Here is a 24351-nt window from a genome sequence, read left to right as displayed (position 1 = left end):
GCAAACTATCCAAAATTTTCCGACAATGACTGGTACAAATACGCCAGCGTGTACAGGTACGGACAACTTATCGCCGGACCGTGGCGGAGTGCGCGGTCGCTCCGGCGCCGCTATCGGCGAAAGCGGCGGGGCAGCCGGCCGGTTCGCGTCCGCGCTGGCGGGCCCGGCCGCCGCCGAGGTAGCGCCGGGCGCACCCGGCCGCTATCATTGCCCGTTCCATTCATCTTTCTATCTCGACTAAGGGATATTTGCCGCCGATGAGCAGCTACCTGTTCACTTCCGAATCCGTGTCCGAAGGCCATCCGGACAAGATCGCCGACCAGATTTCCGATGCGGTCCTGGACGCCATCCTGCTGCAGGACAAACGCGCTCGCGTTGCCTGCGAAACCCTGGTGAAGACGGGCGTTGCCATCGTCGCCGGCGAAGTCACCACCTCGGCCTGGATCGACCTCGAAGCGCTGACGCGCAAGGTCATCCTGGACATTGGCTACGACTCGTCCGACGTCGGTTTCGACGGCGCGACCTGCGGCATCCTCAACCTGATCGGCAAGCAGTCGCCCGACATCAACCAGGGCGTCGACCGCAAGAAGCCGGAAGAACAGGGCGCTGGCGACCAGGGCCTGATGTTCGGCTACGCCACCAGCGAAACCAAGGACATGATGCCGGCGGCGATCTACTACTCGCACCGCCTGGTCGAGCAGCAGGCCAAGGTGCGCAAGCACAAGAAGTCGCCGCTGCCCTGGCTGCGTCCGGACGCCAAGAGCCAGGTCACCCTGCGCTACGAGAACGGCAAGGCCGTGGCCATCGACGCCGTGGTGCTGTCGACCCAGCACGATCCGGGCGTCAAGCAGAAAGACCTGGTCGAGGCGGTGATGGAAACCATCGTCAAGCCGGTCCTGCCGACCAAGTGGATCCACAAGGGCACCAAGTTCCATATCAATCCGACCGGCAAGTTCGTCATCGGCGGCCCGGTCGGCGACTGCGGCCTGACCGGCCGCAAGATCATCGTCGACACCTACGGCGGCTGGGCCCGTCACGGCGGCGGCGCGTTCTCGGGCAAGGATCCGTCCAAGGTCGACCGTTCGGCCGCCTACGCGGCGCGCTACGTGGCGAAGAACATCGTCGCCTCGGGCATTGCCGAGCGCTGCGAGATCCAGGTCTCCTACGCCATCGGCGTGGCTGAGCCGACCTCGATCTCGGTCACCACCTTCGGCACCGGCAAGATCCCCGACGAGAAGATCGAAAAGCTGATCCGCAAGCATTTCGACCTGCGCCCGTACGGCATCATCCAGATGCTCGACCTGATCCACCCGATGTACCAGCAGACCGCCAGCTACGGCCACTTCGGCCGCACGCCGTACGACGTCAAGCTGGCCAACGGCGAAAGCTTCACCGCGTTCTCCTGGGAAAAGACCGACAAGGCCGAGGCGCTGCGCGCCGACGCCAAGATCTGATTCCCCGCTACACCGCCATACGACAAGGGCCGCCGCGTGCGGCCCTTGTCGCGTCTGGACACCGCTGTGCTGACGCCCGCGCGGCGCCGGCAGTGCCTGGACTCCGGCACGCCGCCGTTGCCTGCGATGCCGGCAAACCTTGCTGCCGAGTACGGTAGCCGCCGGTTGCCGTCGTTGCGGCAACACGGGGATTACACCCCGCATTACGTCTTACTAACACCGCACTCGCACGCCACTGTCAGGATTTCGTGTCATGAACCCCTCTTCGTCTTCCCTGCGCCGCTCCCGCCGGCTGCTGTCCAGCGCACTGCTGCTGGCCGGCCTTGCCGCCACCCAATCCACCCTGGCCGCCGGCTGGAGCTATCTCGCTCCCAGCGATGCGACTGCCACCGCCAAGGTGGTCGACGCGGCCGCCGGCGACAACTGGGTACTGTCCAGCGAAGGCGCGGCGCTGGTGCTGCTGCGTAAAGCCGGCGCACAGAGCCAGGCGGTGGCCACGGCAGCCGCGGGCGGGCGACTGGTCGGCCTGGCCGACGGCGGCGTGCTGCTGGTGGAAACCAATAACTCGCGCAGCGTGCTGCGCCGCTTCGACAACCAGGGTCTGCTGACCTGGCGCCGCGAGACCGTGCCGGTGCGGCTGGCCCTGGCCGATCAGGCCGGCGCCGTGTGGCTGGAAGGCGACGACTACATGCTGCGCCTGGCCGCCGACGGCAGCGAAGCCGTACGCCTGCAGCGCGCGCAATACCCCCTGCTGGCCCGCACCATCGTCGATGCAATTCCGCCGCAACTGCGCTACCAGCGCCCGCAGCGCGCCATCGACAGCGCCAGCGGCGACCTGCTCGTCGCCGGCAACAGCGCAGGCAGCAGCGAATCCGGCGACGCCCAGGTCGCCCTGTTCGACCGCAGCGGCACACCGAAATGGACCTGGAGCGACACCGGCCGCCGCCTCAACCTGGACATGAGCGCCGTGGCCAGCAACGCCCGCGGCGTCAACTGCGCCGCCGGCCGCGTGCGCAATGGCAGCCAGCTGCTGCGTTTCTGCTTCGACGCCGCCGGCCAGCCGCTGTGGACGCATACGCTGGAACTGGGCGCCAACGCCTCCACGCCGGTGATTGCCGTGGGCAGCGACGGCAGCCTGTTCGCCGTGGATACGCAAGGCGGCAACGCCAGCCTCAGCCGCATCGGCAGCAATGGCAGCGAACTCTGGCGCCGGCCCCTGACCGGCAACGTGTTCGACGCCTGCGCCGGCCCCGCCACGGGCTGCGCGCTGCGCCTGGACGCCAACAACGACGCCAGCGTCGTCGTGTCCACCTCCAGCGGTGTTTCCCAGCGCCTGCGCCTGGTCGGCATCAGCGCCAGCGGCGGGCCGCGCTTCGGACAAGAATTACCCATTTCTGCACTTTCCACATTGAATCGCGCCGGCGACGGCCGCTATCTCGCCGTCGGTTCGTACGATGCGGGCAGCTCGCGCCTGATTGCGCTGTCGGCCAGCGGACAGCTGCTCGACGACAATGTCGCCGTGCCCGCGGCCGTGCTGCCGCCGGTGCGTGCCATGGCGCACAGCGGCGATGTCACCTATGTCGTTGCCGCCAGCGACGGCGCCGCGCAGTACCGTCTCAGCCGCATCGATGCCGACGGCAGCGTGCGCTGGAGCCGGGAATTTGCCGGTCATATCGACCTGGCCAATGCCAGCGCCAATGCCGAGCGCGTCTGCGTCGCCGAAACCGAAGCGCTGCAGGGCGAGCCGAACAATCGCGTGCGCTGTGTCAGCGCCGCCGACGGCAGCCCGCTGTGGCTGCGCAGCATGGACGAACCGTTCGCCTTCCGCTCGCGCACGCCGCTGCCGCCCAGCCTGTTCGAACTGCGCGCCGACAACACGCTGGAACTGGCCTACGTCTATCGCGGCGTGCAGCTGTACGACCCCAGCGGCAATTCCATCCGCCTGCTGTCGACCGACCAGCGCGCTCCGCTGGGCGACATGAACGCCAGCGGCGACAGCGTGCTGCTGGAACGCCCGGCCAATGCACCGGCCGGCAGCGACGCCGGCACGCTCAAGCGCGTGACCGTGACCGGCCGCCTGGCCTATACCCTCGACCTGCCCAGCATCGGCATGCAGCCCGATGCGCTGGTACTGGCCGACAACGACGTGCTCTACGTGGTCGGCCGCAACAGCACCGCCAGCAACGAGGTCGGCGTTTGGATGATCGATGCCAACGGCGACGTCGAATGGCGCCGTCCGCTCAGCAACATCGTCGGAGAAATCAGCGTGCAGCTCACCGACGACTCCATCGTCGTGCAGCGCCGCGCCGCGCTGTCTTCCGGTACGCGCCAGGTGCATGTCGACGTGCTCACCCGCGACAACGGCAACCGCCGCTGGCGCAAGGTGGTCAACGCCGACGCAGGCGCGATCGACAGCGCCACCCAGCGCGTGCTGGCGTTCTCCTCGGGCCAGTCGCGCTGGAGCGTGCGCAGCCTGGCCCTGGCCAGCGGCGCCGAAGTCGGCAACGACACGTATTTCTGCCCGGTGCAGGACTGCAGCCTCAGCGCCGTCGGCGCCGGCGATGGCATTGCCCGCATCGCCGCCGGCAACGGCGCCAGCGCGCACAGCTACCTGCACAATGCCGCGATCCGCGTCGACCAGCCCGGCATCGCCGGTGCCTGGGGCGCGCTGTACGGCGAAGGCGAAGGCCTGCTGATCGACTGGCTGCCGCAGGCGCGGTTGCTGTACATCCCCTGGTTCACCTATTCCCTGGGCGGCGGCAACGAGCCCAGCCAGTTGCGCTGGTACGTCGCCCAGGCCGCCAATGTACCGGCCGATGCGCGCGAAGCCGCACTGGATATCTACTCCGTCAGCGGCGGCGAATTCGACAGTGCCACGCCGCGCCAGACCACCCGCGTCGGCCGCGCCACGCTGAGCTTCAGCGACTGCGCCAACGGCAGCCTCGACTACACCTTCGAGACCGGCCTCAACAGCGGTGCCAGCGGCAACATCAGCCTGACTCGGCTGTCGCCGGATACCGAACCCTGCATCCTCGCCAGCGGCCAGGTACAGCCGGCGTCCGCCGCGCGCCCGGCGGCCAAGGGCTTCGACGCACGCCAGAGCGGTTCCTGGTACGAACCCGCCACCGGCGGCCAGGGCCTGCAGATGACGGTACAGCCCGACGGCGTGTTCTTCGCCGCCTGGTTCACCTACGACGTCGCCGGTGCCGCCAACGATAACGAAAAGCAGCACTGGTTCACCCTCTACGGCAACCTCGCCCAGGCCGTGAACGGGCGCATCGAACTAGCCCTGGTACAGACCATCGGCGGCAGCTTCGACAGCACGCCGACGCGCAACCGCTACATCGTCGGCGGCGCCACCCTGCAGATGCACGGCTGCGACCGCGCCACCCTGAGCTACCGCTTCGACGACACCGAGCTGGCCGGGCCGTATGCGCGGCGTAATGGAGAACTGGAGTTGATCAAGGAAGGCGGCTGCGCCCCCTGACGGCCAAGGCCGGCGGCTCGTCCGAAGCGGCGAGCCGCCGGCCCGATTCTCTGTAACCCGGAAATGCAGCCGGAGCCGATCCGCCCTGCTGCCGGACGGCGGCGCACTGGTCGTCGGCACCCGCCTTCGCTCCAGGTCTACCGTTTCGGCGACGCGAAAACGGTAGGCCCGCTGCACGGCCGCAGCGACACGCTGAATCTGCGCAAAGACGGTGGCGGCGCACCAGGCGCAGGCGCGACCTCGCGCCCGCAACTCCGGCAATTCGCGCTGCAGCAGGTCAAAGTATCGGCCTGCTACGGCACGAAGCTGTCTTGTCCATACGTGCATTTCTGCATTGCGTAATCAAGGCAACATCGCCTGCCGGCATTGCTCCGCTGACGCTGCTGGCCGCCGCGGAGTGATGGCCTCGCGACAGGCATCAATTCGCCAGCGCATCGAAAGGCCTTGGGGGAAAGCAGCGGCAAGAGCGTCAACGAGGGCACTTGCGGTGCAAAACCGCCGGATCAAGGAAGTCCCATGCCCTCATCCCCAGCACTTCAGGCTTCGCGACGCGCGCAACGACTGGGCGTACTACTGCTGGCGCCGCTCGTGTCGCTGCCGGCACTGGCCGACTGGCGCTACGTTGCCCGCGACGACAGCACCACAACGCTGCAAATACAACACGTTCAATTTGCACCCGATCACAGTTTGTGGAGTTTCAGCAGCGACGGTGTGCGCCGCACCGACATACAGGGCAATACCCAGCTGGTGCGCCGCTCCGACAATCTCGGCCGGGTTCCCACCGAAAGAATTACCGGCGGCGTTTTGCTCGACGATGGCGGCGCCATCCTCTCGACCGAAACCTTGCCGGGCTTTACCGGCTGCGGCGTGCAACGTATCGATGCGCAGCTGCGGTCGACCTGGCGGATAGCGGGCAACCCGCAGGACTACGCCTGCTCGCCCGTGTTCGCCAATGCTGCCGGCATGGCATGGCTGGAGCGCGGCGACAGCCTGCGCGCACTCGAGCGCGACGGCAGCCTGGGCGCCAGCGCACAAGCCGGCAGCAGCGGCGAACGCAATAGCTTCGGCCGCAGCGGCATCGTCCTCGCCGATGGCGGCATCATCGTCAACTCGTATCCGGTCGACCGCCTCAACACGATTACGGGTGCCCGACTGAACCGCTTCGCCCGCGACGGCAGCCAGGTCTGGTCCTGGCTGCACGCCAGTCCGGCTTCGGTCGAGCACCTGCTACCGCTGGGCAGCGACGTCATTGGCGCGCTGAACGACTACGGCGACGGCAGCGCTACCGCGGTGAAGCGCTGGAACACCGGGGGCGAGGTGGTCTGGTCGCTGCCTACGCCCGCGAACACACCCAAGGTGGTCGGCCTGGTTGCAGCAGCCGGCAACGACACGTACGTCCTTGCCGGCCCTGCCCGCGCCATGGGCAATACCAGCATCAGCAAGGTGCAACGCGTCAGCGCCGACGGCCAGATCCGCTGGCAGCGTGACGTCAGCTGCATCCGCTACTTCGAGCGCATCGGCGCGACGCTGGACGCCAGCGACGGCGTGGCGCTGATTTGCGATGCCGGCGAAACGCGCCGCGCGCAGTTGCTGCGCCTGGACCGCGACGGCGCCGTGACAACCCCGCAGCCATTGCCGCTGCTGGACGCGGCGCAGATTCTGCGCCAGCCGGACGGCCGCCTGCTGGTACTGGGCAACGACACCGATGGCGATTTCCAGACCCGCAGTCTCGTCGTCGACGGCAACAGCAGCACACCTGCGCCCATCGACGCACTGCGCACGCATCCGTCGCTGCGGCTGGGTGCCAGCCATATCGCCGCGGACGGCACCAGCTATGTAGCGTTGGAGGTGGCGTATGCGTCGGGCGAGACACCGCGGGCGATCCTGCGCAAGCTCGACGCCCAGGGAAATCTGCTGTGGTCGCACACGCTGCAAAACACCTACTCGGTCGATCCCATCGCCGGGCTGGCGCACAACGCCGGGCGCATCTGCGCGCTGGCGGCAAAGCCGGCCGCGGAAAGCATCTCGCATTCCGCCGTCTGCCTCGACGCCAACAATGGCAACCTGTTGTGGCAGACCGCGATGGCCGATGCGGCCTCGCCGATCGGCCATGCCTTGCGCGTGCTGAATGACGGCAGCGTCGTCGCCGTCGTCTCGGCAGGCGCCCGGCACGAGGTCCGCCGGTTCACCGCCGCGGGCGGCGTACTGCCGGCAACACGGAACAACGAGATGGCGTTCCAGGCCGTCATCGACGCCAACGGACGCGCCACGGTGGTCACATCGCTGGAAGTCATCCAGTACGCGCTGGACGGCAGCGTCAATTACCGCCTTGGCGGCGCGGCACTGGCGCTGGAATTCGGCGGCGCCATCGGCACTATCGCGCCACAGGCGGCATTTGCCGGCGACGACGGCAGCGTCTGGCTGACCGGCCCAGCGCGCGATCCGGCACATCTCCAACGCACGGTATGGGCCATCGCGCCGGACGGCAGCACGCGCTGGCTGTCCAGCGTAAGCAATAGGCGGCGTACCGCGATGACCGTCTCCGCCGATGCGCTGTATATCGCGCACTGGGATCTGAGCGACGCCAACTACGGCAGCGTGGCCGTCGAGCCCAATTACCTCACCAAGCTGGACAAGGCCAGCGGTGCGGTGCAGTGGAACTACACGTCCATCGATCCTATCCAGCACACCGACGTCCCATCGGAAGCGTTTGCCAATGGCAGTCCTGCCATTGCGCTGTCGGCCGACAACAGCCAGTTGTTGCTGCTGCATAGCTGGACCGACCGCCTGCGCCTGCAACGCATCGACCCGGCCAACGGCCAGCGCCAGCACGAGCGCTTCGTCGCGTGCACGCCATCCTGCGCTGCGCCGCGCGAACTCGCTGCGGACAACGGCGGCACATTACGCACCAGCTTCGGCGTATTCGATGCCGCCGCCGGCGTCAGCGCCGCCGTGCTCGCACTGGACCACGCCGCCGGCCCGATGCCACGCATCCGCCTCGACCAGGCCGGCATCGGCGGAGCCTGGTGGTCGCCGTATGCCAACGGCGAAGGCATCGCCTTCGACTGGCTGCCCGCTTCGCGCACCGTGTTCGCCGCCTGGTTCACCTATGCCAACACGGAGGGCAACGACACGGCCGGACTGCGCTGGTACACCTTGCAGGCCAACGGCGTGGCCAACGGCGCGACCACGCTGGAATTGCCCATCCTCAAGACCGACGGCGGCAGTTTCGCCGCCGGCCCTGGCGTTTCGCCGCGGCGCGTCGGCACTGCCCGGCTGGAGTTTCACGATTGCAGTAATGGAACTTTGTACTATGCATTCGACCCGGGCCAGAACGACGGCCGCAGCGGCACCATCACCCTGTCGCGCCTGTCGCCGCCGACCCAAGCCTGCCTCCTCGCCGACGGCAGCAGCCAGCCCGCCGACGGTGCGCGGCCGCCGCTTGACGGCTTCGATGCGCGCATGTCCGGCTCGTGGTACGAAGAGGCCACCACCGGCCAGGGCCTGCAACTGACGGTACAGCCCGGCGCTGTGTTCTTCGCCCCCTGGTTCACCTTCGATCCGGCCGACGGCGGCAATGACCAGGGCCGCCAGCACTGGTTCACCCTGCAGGGCAACCTGGCCACGGCAAGCAACGCCAGCGTCGAGCTGCAACTGGTACAGACCACCGGCGGCGTTTTCGACCGCATACCGACCTACAACGCCAATCCGGTCGGTAGCGCCACTCTGCGCATGCAGGGCTGCGACCGTGCACAGCTGGACTATCGCTTCCATGCCGATGCAACCGCCGGACCGTTCCAGGCCCGCAGCGGCAGGCTGAACCTGGTCAAGGCCGGCGGCTGCACGCCTTAGCCGTTCAGCAATGGCGCCCTGTCCCGTCGTGCACTGGGCAGGGCTGCCGCTGCCGGCGCATCATCGGCCTTACCGCGCCGAAACGCCGGAAACCGCCGCAGACATGGCACAAAATAGCCTTATGCCAATGGGTACTTCTGCTGCAATGACATTGCTGCGCTCGCTGCCACTGCTGCTGTGCGCGCTGGCGGCCGACGCCGCCGACTGGCGCACGCTGCAGCCGCAACTGTCCCGGCCGGTGACGCCGGACAGCTTCCGCATCGGCGCCGACGGCAGCATCTGGAGCTTCAGCACCGACGGCGTGCGCCGCAGCGACGCCGGCGGCACGACGGTAACTGTGCATCGTTCTGCATTCGGCGATCTCGTATACAACGACCTGGCCAGCGATGCCGTGCTGCTGGCCGACGGCGGCGCCCTGCTCGATGTCAGCGGCGTACGCGGCGGCAGCGCCTACTGCACGGTGCAGCGCATCGATGCGCTGGGTCGCCCCACCTGGCGCGCGGAAATTCCGCTGCAGTACGAAACCTGCAAAGGGCTCCATGCCAATGCCGCCGGCCAGGCCTGGCTGCCCGGCGGCGAGAAGCTGTACCGGCTGTCGCCCACCGGCGCGGTAGCGGCGGAAGTGGCCCAGGTCGGTTCGCTGGGCTATGCCGAGCGGCCGCTGGCGGTGACGTCCGACGGCGCAGCCATCGCGGCGACGCAGCTGCGCGGTGTCGACGGCACGCGGCTGACCCGCTTCAATGCCGCCGCCGGCGAAGACTGGCGCTGGACCGGCGAGGTCGGGCGCCCGCTGGATCTGGTCACCCTGTCCAGCGACGGCGGTGTGTTCGCGCTGGAACGCAATTTCGCCCGCGACTACCTGCTGCGGCGCTGGAACGGCAGCGGCCAGCTGTCCTGGGCGCGGTCCCTGCCGGGCAGCGACGACAAGGTACGCGCACTGATCGCCGCGGATGCCGGTGGGCTGTACCAGCTCAGCAGCGTCGGCTACGCCACGACACTGACGTTGCAGCGCATCGCTGCCGACGGCAGCCTGCGCTGGCAGAAGACCCTCGCCTGCCCGCTCATGAATCCCATCGGCCGCCAGGTCGTGCGTCTCGCCGACGACGGCCTGGCCCTGCTCTGCCAGGACGGCGATGGCACGCAGCTGCAGCGCCTGGACCGCAACGGCACGGCCGCTGCAAGCCTGCCGCTGCCGCAGTACCAGCCGCGGCAACTGGCGCAGCAGCGCGATGGCCGCCTGTTGCTGCTGTTGCGCGAACGTCTCGCCGACCTGAGCGGCACGGCAACGCGCTGGCTGGTCGTCAGCAGCGACAACCAGGCCGTGCCGTCCACGCTGGACGGACGCCGCGACGCCGCAGCGAGCTGGCTGGCCGGACAGGCTGCGCTGGCCGACGGCTCGGTGTATCTGCTCGGCGAACCGTTCGACGGCAGCACGGCCGTGCCCACCGTGCTGCTCAGCCGCATCGGCGGCGACGGCCGCACCGCCTGGACGCGGCAGCTCGACGGCAAGGCCCGCTCGCTGGGCGCGGCTCTGGCAGCCGCACCCGATCGGGTCTGCATTGCGCGCGCCTCGCCGGCGGCGCCGCAGGAGGTCGACGACCTGTCCTGCTTCAATGCCGCCGAAGGCGCGCTGCGGTGGTCGCAGTTTCCCGGCAGCACGTTTCCCCCGCGGTTCATGACCCATCTGCAACTGGACAGCGGCGGCGGCGTGGTACTGGTACGCAGCAATGCAGCCAGTCACGAAGTGCAGCACTGGTCCGGCAGCGGCAGCCTGCGCTACGGCGTGAGCGGCAGTCGCAAGGCCACGCGCGCGATCGTCGCCGGCAGCGGCCCTGTCAGCGTGATCACCACCACTGAACTGATCCGCTACAACCCCGATGGCAGCGTCGGTTTTCGTATCGGCCAGAACGATGCGCCGCTGCAGTTCGCCGACGACGGCAGCGTGCAAGGCGTAGCCAGCGCCGCCGACGGCAGCCTCTGGCTGGCGGGCCGCAGCAAGGCCAGCAGCGGGCAGCGGCTCGGCGTGTGGGCGCTGGCGCCCGACGGCAGCACGCGCTGGGCCCGCGAGGTCGATGGCATTGCGGCCATCCAGCTGCTGCATGCCGGCGATGCGCTCTACCTGCTGCAATCGGGCCTGGCGCAGCTCGGCGGCGATCCCGGCACAGTGCTGAGCCGGCTCAGCAGGCTGAGCGCCGTCGATGGCTCGACCGCCTGGACGTACGAGTCGCTCGATCCCTGGATCTACGCCTCGAACGCCCGCTACGGCAGGCTGGCGCTGCTGGCCGACGCCAGCAAAATTCTGCTTGTACACAGTTGGAACCATCGCCTGCGCCTGCAGCGACTGGACACCGCCAGCGGTGCCCGCGAGCACGAGGCATTCGTCGCCTGCGGCGGCTACTGCGCCCAGGCCGGTGCGGTCGCGCTGGATGCAGCCGGCCGCGCGCATATCGTCGCCGAAGTGCTGGACAGGCAGGCAGGCCAGAGTGCGGCCGCCTTCGGCGTAGACCATGCCGGCCTGGCCGCGCCGCCGCATCCGCTGGACCAGGCCGGCATCGCCGGCGCCTGGTGGTCGCCGTATGCCCACAGCGAAGGCATCGTGCTGGACTGGCTGGCCGGTTCGCGCACGCTGTTCGGCGCCTGGTTCACCTATTCCAGCACCGGCGGCAACGACCCGGCCGAATTGCGCTGGTATACGCTGCAGGCCAACGGCGTTGCCGCCGCGGCCACCGCACTGGAGCTGCCGATACTGCAGACAGCCGGCGGCAATTTCGCGGCCGGCCCGGCCGTGACGCCGGCGCGCGTCGGCACGGCAATGCTGGCTTTTACCGATTGCGACAATGCCACTTTGCGCTATCGCTTCGATGCCGGTCACAACGACGGCCGCAGCGGCATCCTCACCTTGTCGCGCCTGTCGCCCGCCACCCGGCCCTGCCTGCGCGCCGACGGCAGCAGACAGCCCGGGGCGGGCGCGCGCCCGCCGCTACAGGGCTTCGATGCACGCCTGTCCGGCAGCTGGTACGACGCGGCTACGCCGGGCCAGGGTCTGCAATTGACCGTACAGCCCGGCGGCGTGTTCTTCGCCGCCTGGTTCACCTACGACCTGCAGGGCAGCGGCAACGATGCGGCGCGCCAGCACTGGTTCACCCTGCAAGGCGACCTGGCCACGGCCGGCAACGGCAGCGCCGCCGTGCAGCTGGTGCAGACCACCGGCGGCAGCTTCGACCGCGTGCCCAGCTACGACGCCTACGTCGTCGGCAGCGCGACCTTGCGCATGCAGGCCTGCGATCGTGCCCAACTGGACTACCGCTTCGGCAACGATCCGCGCGCAGCCGCCTTTGCCGGACGCAGCGGCACGCTGCAGCTGAGCAGGATAGGCGGCTGTGACGCACCGTGAAGCGCGCTGCGCACGGACGGCACGGCCAGTGCAGTGTCCCTCGCGCGCCGCAGCCACGCGGATCGGTTGGGGGTTCCTGCTACGACTGCCGTCGTAACTACTGTCTGTCATGACTAACCCGAGAGTCATCATGTCTATCTGCACTACATTCCCGCCAGGCGTGCGCCTGCTCGCTTCCTCGCTGCTGCTTGCGCTCGCCGTGCCGTTCGCGGCACAGGCGGCCGATACGGTTTACCTGGAGTCGCAGGAAACCAAGCCCTTCGATCCCGTCCGCTTCGTCAGCGGCAGCAACGGCGTCGTCTGGACCTTCGACGGCAACACGCTGCGGCGTACCGATGCGGCCGGCAACAGCGCCGTGCTGCAGCGCAGTGCCTTGCTGGCCGGCGTCGACGATGCCGCCTATACCGACGGCGTCGCCACCGCCGATGGCGGCCTGATCGCCTTCAATGCCAACTGCCAGGTCTTGCGCATCACCGCCGACCTGCGCGCGACCTGGCGCAGCCAGCTGCCGCTGCAGTCGTGCAAGGGCGTACGCGTCAGCGCTACCGGCGTCAGCTGGATCGGCGGCACCCTCTCCGGCGACGGCGACAACCTGTTCCAGCTCGGTCCCGACGGCACACAGTGGGCACGGCGCCGCGCCGGGGCCAACGAAGGCGCCCTGCTGTCGATGTCCAGCCTGGCCGATTTCGCCGCATTGCCCGACGGCGGCGACCTGGAGCTTACCCACAGCCTGCAGAACACCGACGCCAGCCTGAGCCGCCGCGGCGCCGATGCCGGCATCGCCTGGACCTGGAACTTGAGCGGCGGCCGCAACCGCGCGCAGAAACTCGTCGCTGCCGCCGATGGCGGCGGCGATGTGATCGGCCTGAGCGAAAACACCTTGTCGGTGTCGCGCATCGGCGCGCAGGGACAGCAGGTCTTTTCGCGCCAGTCGCCGCATGCTGCCAGCGTCATCCTCAACGCACAGCGCGCCGCCAACGGCGTGCTCTACATCGTGACCAGCGCCGCCGCGACCGGCGAACCGCTCAACCTCGTGCGCATAGGCAGCGACGGCGCGGTGACCTCGCAGGCAGCGCTCTGCCCCGGTGCCGCCGTCGGCAACGCGCCGCAGCCGGCCGTGGCCGATCTCGTCGTCGGCAGCGACGGCAGTGTCGTCAATGTCTGCCCGGGCACGACCCAGGCACGCCTGATCCGCCGCGACGGCGGCACCACCGAGAGCACGCTGCCGCTGGCCCAGGCCCTGCAGCTGCAGACCGGCAGCGGCGGCGAAATGCTGGTACTGGGCCGCGGCAACACCAGTGCGCCGTACCAGAGCCAATTGCTGGGCATCAACGCGAGCGGCCAGATACGCCAGGTATCGCTGGGCACGGCGGCCGAGCGCGAAGCACTGCGGCTGTGGGCCGGCCAGATCGACAGCGACGGCAGCAGCTATCTGCTGACCCAGAACGATGCCGGTGCCGGCGTGCCACGCACGCAATACCTCAGCAAGGTCGGCGCCAACGGCATGCAGGCCTGGCGCAAGGTGCTGCCCAGCTTCGACGTGCGCAATGCGCGCATGCAGCTGGGCAACGGCCTGGTCTGCATCACCCAGAACACCGGTTCCACGCCGCTGCCGGGCAGCGCGCAGAAGCAGCGCGCGTTCTGCGCCCGCGGCAGCGACGGTACGCCCTACGGCACCCAGGTCGACACCCTGCCCGGCTTCGATGCGCAGATCTACAGCCGCCCGATCGAGAACGGCCAGGTGCTGCTGGTACGCGTGGCGCCGACCGAATATGCAATAGAAATATACAATGCAACTGGACTGGTGCGTTCCATCGTTGGCTCCGGCCTGGTGCGTAATGTCGGTATCGACAACAAGGGCCGCGCCACCCTGGCGGTCGGCAGCAACGTGGTGCAGTACGACGTCAACGGCCGGCTGATCTACCAGATCAGCCAGGGCGTGCTGGGCAGCTACACGTCCGACTTCGTCGCCAGCGACGACGGCAGTGTCTACGTGGCCGGCATCGCGCTTGGCCAGACCCAGGGCGGCGAGCGCAGCGTCTGGGCAATCAGCCCGACCGGCGCGACGCGCTGGCACACGTCGCTGCAGCTCAGTGGCCCCAGCACCCAGCTCGTGGTCACGGCCAACGCGCTCTACGCACTGCAGTTCGGCGGCGGCAACGGCGCCAACGTCACCAGCCGCGTGGTCCAGCTCGGCCTGAACAGCGGCACGCGGCGCTGGCAGTTCGACTCGATCAATCCCGCGCTGTCGGCCACACCGCTTGAGGGCGGCCAGATCGCGGTGAGCGCCGACGAGCGCGACGTACTGGTGCTGCACAGCTGGAAAAATCGCCTGCGCCTGCAGCGCGTGAACACCACCAGCGGCCAAAGCACGGCGGAGCGTTTCATCGCCTGCAACAGCGTCTGCAGCCAGCCCACCGATCTGCAGATCGACGCGGCAGGCACCGCCCGCGCCAGTGTGAACGTGGTCAACGACAGTGCTGGCCAGACGGCCGCGGTCTACACGTTCGGCGCCGCCACGGCCGACGAGACCTACCTGCTCCTCAGCCAGCCCGGCGTCGCCGGCCTGTGGTACTCGCCCTATGCCAACGGCGAAGGCATCGCGTTCGACTGGCTGCCCGCCTCGCGCACGCTGTTCGGTGCCTGGTTCACCTATACGTCAGCCGGCGGCAACGATCCGGCACAGCAGCGCTGGTACACCGTGCAGGTCAACGGCATACCGGCCGACACGACCGAACTGGACATGCCCATCCTTGAAACCACGGGCGGCAATTTCAACGCCGGGCCAGCCGTGTCGCCACGGGAAGTAGGCCGCGCAAAGTTGCACTTTACCGATTGCAGCAACGCCAGCCTTAGCTATGTCCTGGGCAGCGCCGGCAGCGAACTGCGCGGCACCATAACCCTGTCGCGCCTGACGCCGGCCACGCAGAACTGCGTGCTCGTCAACGGCAACGTGCAGCCAGGCAGCGGCGCACGTCCACCGGCCAAGGGTTTCGATGCGCGCATGTCCGGCGCCTGGTACGACGAAGCCACGGTAGGCCAGGGCCTGCAGCTGAATATCCAGCCCGACGGCGTGTTCTTCGCCCCCTGGTTCACCTACGACCCGGCCGACGCCGGCAACGACCCGACCCGCCAGCACTGGTTCACCCTGCAGGGCGACCTGGCCCAGGCGAACAACGGCAAGGTCGAGCTGATGCTGATCCAGACCATCGGCGGCGCGTTCGATCGCATACCGACCTACAACGCCAACGTGGTCGGCAGTGCCAGCCTGAGCATGCTCGGCTGCGACAGCGCACGGCTGGACTACGTGTTCTCGCCCGAGCGCATTGCCGGCCCGTATGCCGCCCGTAGCGGCACGCTGAACCTCAAGCGCATGGGTGGCTGCGCGCCATAGGCGTCATCCGGGCAAGGGCGGAAATCGCCCTTGCCCGCCACGGCAAAGAATCGAATGCCTGCCATGCCACGGCCGCGGACAACCACCGCGGCCGTTTTTTTTATAAAAATAATTTTTACCTATATGGAAACAAAATGGCGTGGCGTGCCGGCCACACCGTCCTCGCGGCGAATTGCGCACGCCGCCGCCCCACGCGCATACGGCGCCGCACTCACGATGAGCGACCCGAAGGCCGTTTTCGGCTGGGGGTTCTGGGGACGATCAACGTCCTAGCCATTGCCATGACCAACCCGAGTGTCACCATGCGAATTCGTTTTCCCCACCGGCCCGTGCAGCGGCTGCTGTCGGCCACGCTGTTGCTTGCCCTGGCGCCGGCATTCGCCGCCCAGGCGGCCGAGTGGCGTTACCTGGAACCGCAGGAAAGCAAAGCCTTCGACCCCGTACGCATCGTGACCGGCAGCAACGGCACGATCTGGAGCTTCGACGGCAGCAGCGTGCGCCGCACCGATGCGGCCGGCAACAGCGCGGTACTGCAGCGCGGCGCTCTGATCGACGGCGTCGACGATACGGTCTATAGCGACGGCGTCGCCACGGCCGACGGTGGACTGGTCGCCTTCAATCCCCGCTGCCAGGCCACCCGCATTACCGGCGAACTGCGCGTCACCTGGCGCCTGCAGGGCACCGACCCGGTCTGCAAGGGTATCGACGTCAGCCCCGGCGGCAACAGCTGGATCGGCGGCGGCGCGACGGGCGGCGACGACAATCTGAGTCTCTACGGTGCGGACGCAATGCTGCTGGCGCAACGCCGCACCGGTGTGGATCGACTGGTCGCCTTCGACGCGCTGAGCGACGGTGGCTCGCTCGCACTGAGCCGCAGCACCGTCAACAGCGATGCCTATCTGGTCCGCCGCAGTTCCAGCGAAACGCTGGCGTGGGCACTGACCCTCAGCGGCGCGCGCGAGCGCAGCCAGTACCTGCTCTCCACCGGCGACGGCAGTGCCGACGTGATCGGCATCAACCAGAACAGCCTGACCGTGACGCGCATCGGCGCCCAGGGCCAGCAGGTGTTCTCGCGCCAGTTGCTGCACAGCGCCGGCGCCATCATCAGCGCGAAGAAATCGGCCAACGGCGTGCTGTATGTCGTGACCGGCAACACGCCGCAGAACGGCGGCCAGGCGATCAACCTCGTGCGCTTCAATGCCGATGGCAGCCCCGCCTGGGAACGCCCGCTGTGCCCCGGTACACAGGGCCTGGCGGCCGAAGTCAGTGACCTGGTCGCCGATGCCAGCGGCGGCGTCGCCAATCTGTGCCCGGCCAACGCAGCCTCGGGGCAGGCCCGCCTGATCCGCCGCGACAACAGCGGCACCACGGTCGAGCACGGCCTGCCGCTGGCAAAGGCCCTGCAGCTGCGTGCCGGCGACGACGGCGAATTGCTGGTACTCGGGCGGGTCAGCGCCGACCGGCCGTACCAGACCCAGCTGCTCGGCATCAGGAACGACGGCCAGCTGCGCGTCGTTCCGCTCGGCGGCGCCGGCGAACGCGAAACCCTGCAGCTGTGGGCCGGCAAGGTCGACAGCGATGGCAGCAGCTACCTGCTGACCCAGAACGGCATCGACGGCGGTACTCCGACAGTGCAGTACCTGAGCAAGATCGGCGCCGACGGCGGCCAGCGCTGGCGCAAGGTGCTGCCCAGCTTCGATGTGCGCAGCGCGCGCATGAACGTCGGCAACGGCCTGGTCTGCGTCACCCAGGACACCGGCTCGGCGCCGCAGCCCGGCAGCGCGAAGAAGCAGCGCGCCTTCTGCGTGCGCAGCAGCGACGGCTCGCCCTACGGCCTGCAGATCGACACCCTGCCCGGCTTCGATGCGCAGATCTACAGCCGCGCGATCGAGAACGGCCAGGTCGTGCTGGTCCGCGCCGCGCCGACCGAATACGCCATCGAAGTACTGAATGCGAACGGCACCGTGCGCTCCACCGTCGGCGCTGGCCTGGTGCGCAATGTCGGCATCGACAACAAAGGACGTACCACCCTCGCTGTCGGCAGCAGCGTGGTGCAGTACGACGTCGACGGTCAGCAGGTGTATCGCATCAGCCAGAGCCTGCTGACCAACTACAGCGGCGAATTCGGCACGCGCGACGACGGCAGCATCTACGCCGTCGGCCAGCTGCCCGGACAAAGCTCGCCGATCGGCGGCCTGGGCGGCGGCACGCTCTGGTCGGTCACGCCGGCCGGCACGACGCGCTGGACCGTTTCGCTGCCGTCGAGCGGACCCGCGCAGATCGTGCCGGTGGCCGATGCGGTCTATGTGAACCAGTTCAGCGCAGGCGCAGACAGCTTCACCACGCAGATCAGCAAACACGCCAGCAGCGATGGCGGCCGCCTGTGGTGGCACGACTCGTTCAACCGCGCGCTGTCCGCGCGCCAGCCCCGCGGCGGCCGGCTTGCCCTCAGCGCCGACGGTAATGACGTGGTGCTGGCGCACAGCGGCGTGAACCGCCTGCGCATGGAGCGCCTGGATGCGTCCAGCGGACGGCTGGAACAGGAGCGCATCCTGTCCTGCAACGGCCTCTGCGCCGCGCCGCACGACCTCAGGCTCGACGCCGCCGGCACGGCTCGTGTGGTCACGGCCGTGGTGGACGATTCGGCCGGCCAGACCGCCGCCGTACAGTCCCTGGGCAACGTGCTGGTCGATCCGCCGCGCATCCGCCTCGACCAGCCCGGTGTCGCCGGCCTGTGGTATTCGCCCTATGCCAACGGCGAAGGCCTGGCCATCGACTGGCTGCCCGCCTCAGGCACGCTGTTCGCCGCCTGGTTCACCTACAGCGCCATTGGCAGCAACGATCCGGCCCAGCTGCGCTGGTATACCTTGCAGGCCAACGGTGTCGCCGCCAACGCCACCGAACTGGACCTGCCCATCCTCGAAACCCGCGGCGGCAGTTTCAATGCCGGCCCGGCCGTATCGCCGCGCGAAGTCGGCCGCGCAAAGTTGCGTTTTACCGATTGCAGCAATGCCAGCCTGAGCTACGAGATCACCGAAGGCCAGATCGGCCGCTTCTACGGCACCATCACGCTGTCGCGCCTGACGCCGTCCACGCAGAACTGCATCCTTGCCGACGGCAGCAGCCAGCCCGGCGCCGGCGCGCGTCCCGCGGCCAAGGGTTTCGACGCGCGCATGTCCGGCGCCTGGTACGACGAAGCCACGGTAGGCCAGGGCCTGCAGTTGAACATCCAGCCCGACGGCGTGTTCTTTACGCCCTGGTTCACCTACGACCCGGCCGACACCACCGGCAACGACCGTGCCCGCCAGCACTGGTTTACCCTGCAGGGCGACCTGGCCCAGGCCAACAACGGCCAGGTCGAGCTGATGCTGATCCAGACCATCGGCGGCGCGTTCGATCGCATACCGACCTACAACGCCAACGTGGTCGGCAGCGCCAGCCTGAGCATGCTCGGCTGCGACACGGCGCGGCTGGACTATGTGTTCGTACCCGAGCGCATTGCCGGCCCGTATGCCGCCCGCAGCGGCAGGCTGAACCTCAAGCGCATGGGCGGCTGCGCGCCCTGAAGCCGCGCAACCGGGACTGCAGCGGGCATGGGCTCGCTGCAGTCTCTGCAGTCCCCGCAGCAGTCAGGTCTTGCCGCTGCGTTTCACCAGGCCGTCGAGACTGGTCCGCACCTGCCGCACCTGTTCCCACATGTCGTGGTCCAGCGTCATCTTGTGGTGCAGCGCCGATACCAGCGGCAGCAGGGTTTCCTCGTAGGCCTTGGCCATGCGCGCCAGCGCATCGCTGAGGGCCGGCGGTGCTTCCAGGCGCGCGTCACGCTGCAAGGCCGTGTGGATATCTGCCAATTTATCCAATGCCACCAGTGCCGTGCCCAGGCCCTGTGTCTGCGTGCCCTGCTTTTCCAGCTGCAGCGCGATCTCTGCCAGCATCTGCGCCATGCGCGTGGCGCCGTCGGCATCCTTGCCGCCCTGCTTGGCCAGGCGGCGGAAATTTTCCGCCAGCACATCCCAGCGCTGCTGCTCGTCGGCACTGGGCGCGCCGATCAGCTGCGCCAGCCGCAGCAGGTTTTCCTCGGCCCGCGCGCCCAGGGTCTGTGCTTCGCCGCGGTAGTGGTCGCGGATCAGCGCATCCAGTTCGGCCGCCGTGAGCAGTGGACTCAGCTGCGCGCTGAGCTTGGCCATGTTGCGATAGCTGCCCTGCAGCTTGAAGGCGGGTTCGCTGCGGTAGGCGTCGTCCTGCGCCGCACTGGCGACATAGGCCGCGTTCACCCGCATCAGCACGTCACGTACGCCGACCATGCGGCGGATCAGCTCCAGCGTCTCCACGCCGCCGGGCAGCTGTGCCGGCACCTCGGCCTCGTCGCCGCGCGCCGCGCGCAGCACCGCCTGGATCTCGCTGCGCGGCCGCTCGGCCAGTGCCGCGCTGAGCGGATGCGCGGTCAGCGCGTTCTCGATATAGCTGTCGGCAAACAGCGCTTCGCGGCCGCTCAGCACATCACCCAGGTTGTAGACATCGGCACGGTTGGCCAGCATGTCCGGAATGCGGAACACCTCGCCCGATTCGGTATACGGATTGCCCGCCATGACCAGGGCGAAGCGCTTGCCGCGCAGGTCCAGCGTGCGCGCCTGGCCGTCGACGATGGCGTCGATGCGCCGCGTGCCGTCGGCCAGGCTGATGAACTTCTGCAGGAATTCGGCCGACAGATGCTGGATGTCGTCCAGGTACAGCATCACGTTGACGCCCATGGCCAGGCCGAGGTTGAGCTTGATCAGCTCTTCCGCCGCGCCGCGCTGGCTGACAGCGGCGGGATCGAGCGAATTCACCTCGTGCCCCAGGGTAGGCCCGTTCACGCGCACGAACACCATGCCCAGGCGGTCGGCGACGTATTCCATCAGCGTGGTCTTGCCGTAGCCCGGCGGCGAAATCAGCAGCAGCAGGCCGGAGCGGTCGCTGCGCGCGTCGCCGACGCTGCCGATCTGCTTGGCCAGGTTGTTGCCGATCAGCGGCAGGTAGACCTCGTCGATCAGACGGTTGCGCACGAAGCCGGCCATGGGCTTGGCCAGGAAGCGGTCCAGCGCGAGACGCTCGCGCTCGGCCGTGACGATGCCATGGCGCAATGTGGCAAAGGCATGCCAGTCTTTTTCTGTACTTTCGGTATAACGCTGCAGCCGCGCGATGAACTCGGGCAGTTCCAGCCGCAGCTGGCCGTCGCGCAGGCGCGCATGCACGCCGCGCAGGCCGCCGATGTCGGCGCCCAGCTGGGCGTTGATGCGTTCCCGCGGCAACTCGGCGAAGGCGAGTATGGCGCCGGCTTCCAGCGCCAGCGCCGCTTCGCCGGCCGCCAGGCGCAGACACCATTCGCGGGCCAGGTTGAGCCGTTCGCCCGCCGGCAGCTCCGACTGCAGCGCCGCCAGTGCCGTGCGCGGCAATTCCGCCGCGGCGCGCTGAGCCAGGTCGAGTGCCGCGGCGCTGGCGGCGAATTGCGCCTTGTCGCCGCCCAGGCTGGCCACCAGATGGCGCGCCGCCGCCGCCGCATTGGCTGCGCCAGCGTCCAGGCAGAACTGCGGCGCGGCGGCCTGCAGTCCGCTGAGCCAGGACGGTGGCAGCGGTGCTGCTTCGCGCTGCTGCAGAAACCAATGCAGGCCGGCCGCATGCGCCCGCACCAGGGCCTGGCCCTGTTCGCGCTGAATCGCATACCAGGCCTGCGCCAGCACGCGCGCCTGCGCCGGCAGGCGCAGCTCGCCCGCGGCCTCGCCCAGGCGCACCAGCTCGCGCAGGATCGCCGCCGCATCGGCGTCGTGTACGCCGCGCTGGTAGTCCTCGCCGGGGCGGCGCTGCGCCTCCTGGGCAATCGCATCGAGCAACACCTGCGGATCGCTGGCGCGCACGGCCTCGTGCAGCAGCGCGTCACCGCTTTGTATACGCTGCCACAATTGCGCCGCAAGGAATTCGGCGCGATAGACCTGGGCGTCTTCGTTCGGCAGCGGCTGGCCCCAGACCTGCCGATACGGCTCGGCGCGCGGCTCGTCCAGGCGGCGGCGGTAGTCGGTGCCGGTCAGCTGCAGCGACAGGCCGTCGGCGTCGTGCATCAGGGCCAGGTCTAGCGTGCTGCGCTCGATGGTGAAGCGATGCTTGCCAAGCGCCAGCGCTTCGCCACTGGCACCCAGTTCGTTGCGGTCGCGCAGATCGCGCAGGCCGGCTTCCTTCAGCGCCTTCAACCGGCCGGCCAGCTCGTCCGCCGCGACCGACTGGCCCAGGCCGCGCAATTCGCCGATCTGGCGCTGCGCGCGCTCGACCAGGCTGTCGCCGGCGAAGAAAGCGTGCAGTTCTTCCGCCGCGGCGATCTTGGCCACGCGCCGCGGCACGCCGTCGAGTACGCGGCCTATCGCCTCCTTCAAGCCCTGCGCGCGCTTGTCGCGCTGGCCGGCAATCTGTTCGCGCCGCGCGGCAAAGGCTTCCAGCGCGCCTTCGCGGCGCGAGGTCAGCTCGACCAGGAAATCCGGCTGCTCGCCGAAGCGCGCCTCCAGCTGCTCGATCTGGCTCAATACCTGGGCCAATGCCGCATCGGCGCTTTCCGGGGTATCGCAGCGGCCCAGCAGGTTCAGCACCGACTGTTCCAGCACGGTGAGCTGGGCGCCGAATTCCAGCCCCTGCTCCTGCACCAGCAGCGCATCGCGCCGCGTGCGCAGGCTGGCGCGGATGCGATTGACCTCGGCATACAGCTGCGAGGTTTCGCCGAGCAAGGTCGCGCGCTGCTGCGCGTCGCTCTGTTCGAAGCCGGCGATCAGCGCGGACAGGCCGTCCAGCGATTCGGCCAGTGCATCGAGTTTCTCCGCCACCGGCGCCAGCGCGGCGGTGGTGCGCGCCTGCTCTACCGCGCCGGCACTGTCGGCCAGGCCTTGGCGCAGGCTGGCAAACGCCGCGGGCTCGGCGAAGAACTTCAGCGCGCGCGTGCCGATGCGGTCCAGCTCTTCGCGCAGGCGCTGGTCCAGCGCGGCAATGCCTGCCGCCGGCATGTGCGGCTGTTCGCCCAGCACGGTGAGTTCGCCGCGCTTGCGCTTGAGCAGGCGGATCGCGTCGGTGAAATCGTCGGGCTTCTGCCAGAGCAGGCCGGCGACACGGGACAGCAGTTCGCCGGTGGCTTTTTCCGCGGCCTTGAGCTGCTGCGCGGCGTCGTTCTGCGCGCGCTCCAGTTTCTCGTAGGCGTTCAGCGCCTCGCGTCCGCTGCGTGCCAGCAGGCTGACTTCGCTGCCGATTTCGCCGGCTTCGGCCTCGGCCAGCCAGGGATACGCGTCGCTGCAGCGCGCGGCCACGCGCAACAGACGCTCGTAGGCGCCGCGGCTGCCGGTGTCTTCGGCCAGGCGCGCCAGCTCGCGCAGCTCGGCCAGCGCACGTACCACGCTGGCATTGCCCAGCCGGCCGAGCAGGCCAGGCACGCGCGGCTGCGCGCTGGCGTATTCGTCGAAAGTGAACGGCGTACGCCACAGCTGCATCGTGTGCAGGCGCGAGGCCTGCTCCTGCGCTTCGGGCGTGACCAGCAGGATGCGCCCGTCGACGAAGCGCGCATAACCGTTGCCGAGCAGCGGCTGGCTCATACTGCGCTCGATCAGGTTGTAAGACAGCAGCGCATAGCTGCCGCTGGCCGGTTCGTAGAACACGTAGAGCATGTCCTCGCCGCTGGGCGCGCGCAGATGGCGCTTGATGCGGTAGGCAGAAAAATCGTGGCCGAGATCGGCGAAGCGCTTGTAGTCGCCGGACTCCAGGTAGTAGCCGCCGGGAAACACCAGGCCATGGTCTTCTGGCAGCTGCAGGCAGGAAGCGCCGATCTCGTCGATGCGCACCACCGTCCTGAGGCGCTTGTTGAACACCAGATAGCGCTGCGCGTCTTCGCGGTAGGGCTTTACCCGCAGCAGGATCATGCTGCGTAGGTCGGCGTAGGCGATTTCCGCATCGGCCAGCGACTGGTTCTTGTCCTCCACCGGCTCGCTGTAGATGCCGAGGCCAGTCTCGGTATTGTTTTCCACTTTGATAGTGAGGTCGCCGGCCACCGTCTCGACGAATACGCTGTCGAGCACGTTCACGTGGGGATGGCGGCCGAGTACGAACTGGTCCCGTGTGACAGGCACCCATTCGAAGTCGTGGCTGGGCGGCAGGATGTGATCGCGCTCGCCGCGATTGTCGATGTAGCTGATCCTGCCGTCGCGCTCGATGGCGAAACGGAATACGCGCTTGTCGCCGGTCTGCGTGCCAGTGCGGAAAACCAGCAGCAGGCGTTCGTCCAGCACGCGCAGCTGGTCCAGCGTGGTGGCGCGGTAGTAGGTGAACAGTTCGCGGAAATCCGCGGCAAAGCGCGCATCGTCGAGAAAACTGCCGGCTATCGGCAGCGGCGCCAGTTCCGGCGCCTCGCCGCCGTCGTTCAGCGCGTACAGGCAGAACACGTCGGCAACGGTCGTTTCCTTCTTCAGGCCGATGAAGACGTTATAGCCGAACAGCAGCACATCGCCGACACGCACGATGTCGCGCGCGACGCAATTGTGCTCGGTGCGCGCGTTCAGCCGCGCCAGCAGCTTGGACTCGACCCGGCCGAACGCCTCGACGCGGCGGGTGTTCAGCGCAGTGGTCTTGCTCTGCAGGGCCTGCGCCGCGGCGATGAGGCGTTTGCGCAAAAGTTCGAATGTGGCGGAATCGGACATGGCTACCCTTGCTGGCGATCCGTTGCGGACGGAACTCGCACCACCGCGCCGATTGACGTGCGCGGCCCGAA

The 24351-nt window shown here is 68.5% G+C and carries 7 protein-coding genes; 6 read left to right on the top strand and 1 reads right to left on the bottom strand.

Annotation, left to right across the window (positions count from 1 at the left end; all coding sequences use genetic code 11):
- Positions 1-257: 257 nt before the first annotated feature.
- The 6 genes from metK (at position 258) to DFR29_RS06410 (ending at position 19147) form a co-directional block, all read left to right on the top strand.
- On the top strand, positions 258-1454 hold the full coding sequence (gene metK, locus DFR29_RS06435) for a methionine adenosyltransferase (RefSeq protein WP_133817764.1): 1197 nt from the start codon (positions 258-260) through the stop codon (positions 1452-1454).
- A 253-nt stretch (positions 1455-1707) separates the two neighbouring features.
- Positions 1708-4941, top strand: a complete 3234-nt coding sequence (locus DFR29_RS06430; RefSeq protein WP_133817763.1) for a PQQ-binding-like beta-propeller repeat protein — start codon at positions 1708-1710, stop codon at positions 4939-4941.
- Positions 4942-5457: 516 nt separating this feature from the next.
- Positions 5458-8793, top strand: a complete 3336-nt coding sequence (locus DFR29_RS06425; protein ID WP_133817762.1) for an outer membrane protein assembly factor BamB family protein — start codon at positions 5458-5460, stop codon at positions 8791-8793.
- Positions 8794-8938: 145 nt separating this feature from the next.
- The gene (locus tag DFR29_RS06420) at positions 8939-12187 is read left to right on the top strand and encodes a hypothetical protein (protein WP_133817761.1); all 3249 of its coding nucleotides are present in this window, start codon (positions 8939-8941) and stop codon (positions 12185-12187) included.
- Between the two features lie 130 nt (positions 12188-12317).
- The gene (locus DFR29_RS06415) at positions 12318-15581 is read left to right on the top strand and encodes a hypothetical protein (protein ID WP_133817760.1); all 3264 of its coding nucleotides are present in this window, start codon (positions 12318-12320) and stop codon (positions 15579-15581) included.
- Between the two features lie 281 nt (positions 15582-15862).
- Positions 15863-19147 carry a hypothetical protein gene (locus tag DFR29_RS06410; RefSeq protein ID WP_133817759.1) on the top strand — a complete coding sequence of 1095 codons (3285 nt, stop codon included), beginning with the start codon at positions 15863-15865 and terminating at the stop codon, positions 19145-19147.
- Positions 19148-19210: 63 nt separating this feature from the next.
- Here the strand turns inward: DFR29_RS06410 and DFR29_RS06405 are convergent, their stop codons facing one another.
- On the bottom strand, positions 19211-24280 hold the full coding sequence (locus DFR29_RS06405; protein WP_133817758.1) for a DNA repair ATPase: 5070 nt from the start codon (positions 24278-24280) through the stop codon (positions 19211-19213).
- Between the last annotated feature and the right edge of the window lie 71 nt (positions 24281-24351).

The organism is Tahibacter aquaticus (assembly GCF_004363655.1).
Classification (GTDB): Bacteria; Pseudomonadota; Gammaproteobacteria; order Xanthomonadales; family Rhodanobacteraceae; genus Tahibacter; species Tahibacter aquaticus.
The sequence above is the reverse complement of the archived record's forward strand: the minus strand, read 5'-3'. Positions and strand labels throughout refer to the sequence as shown.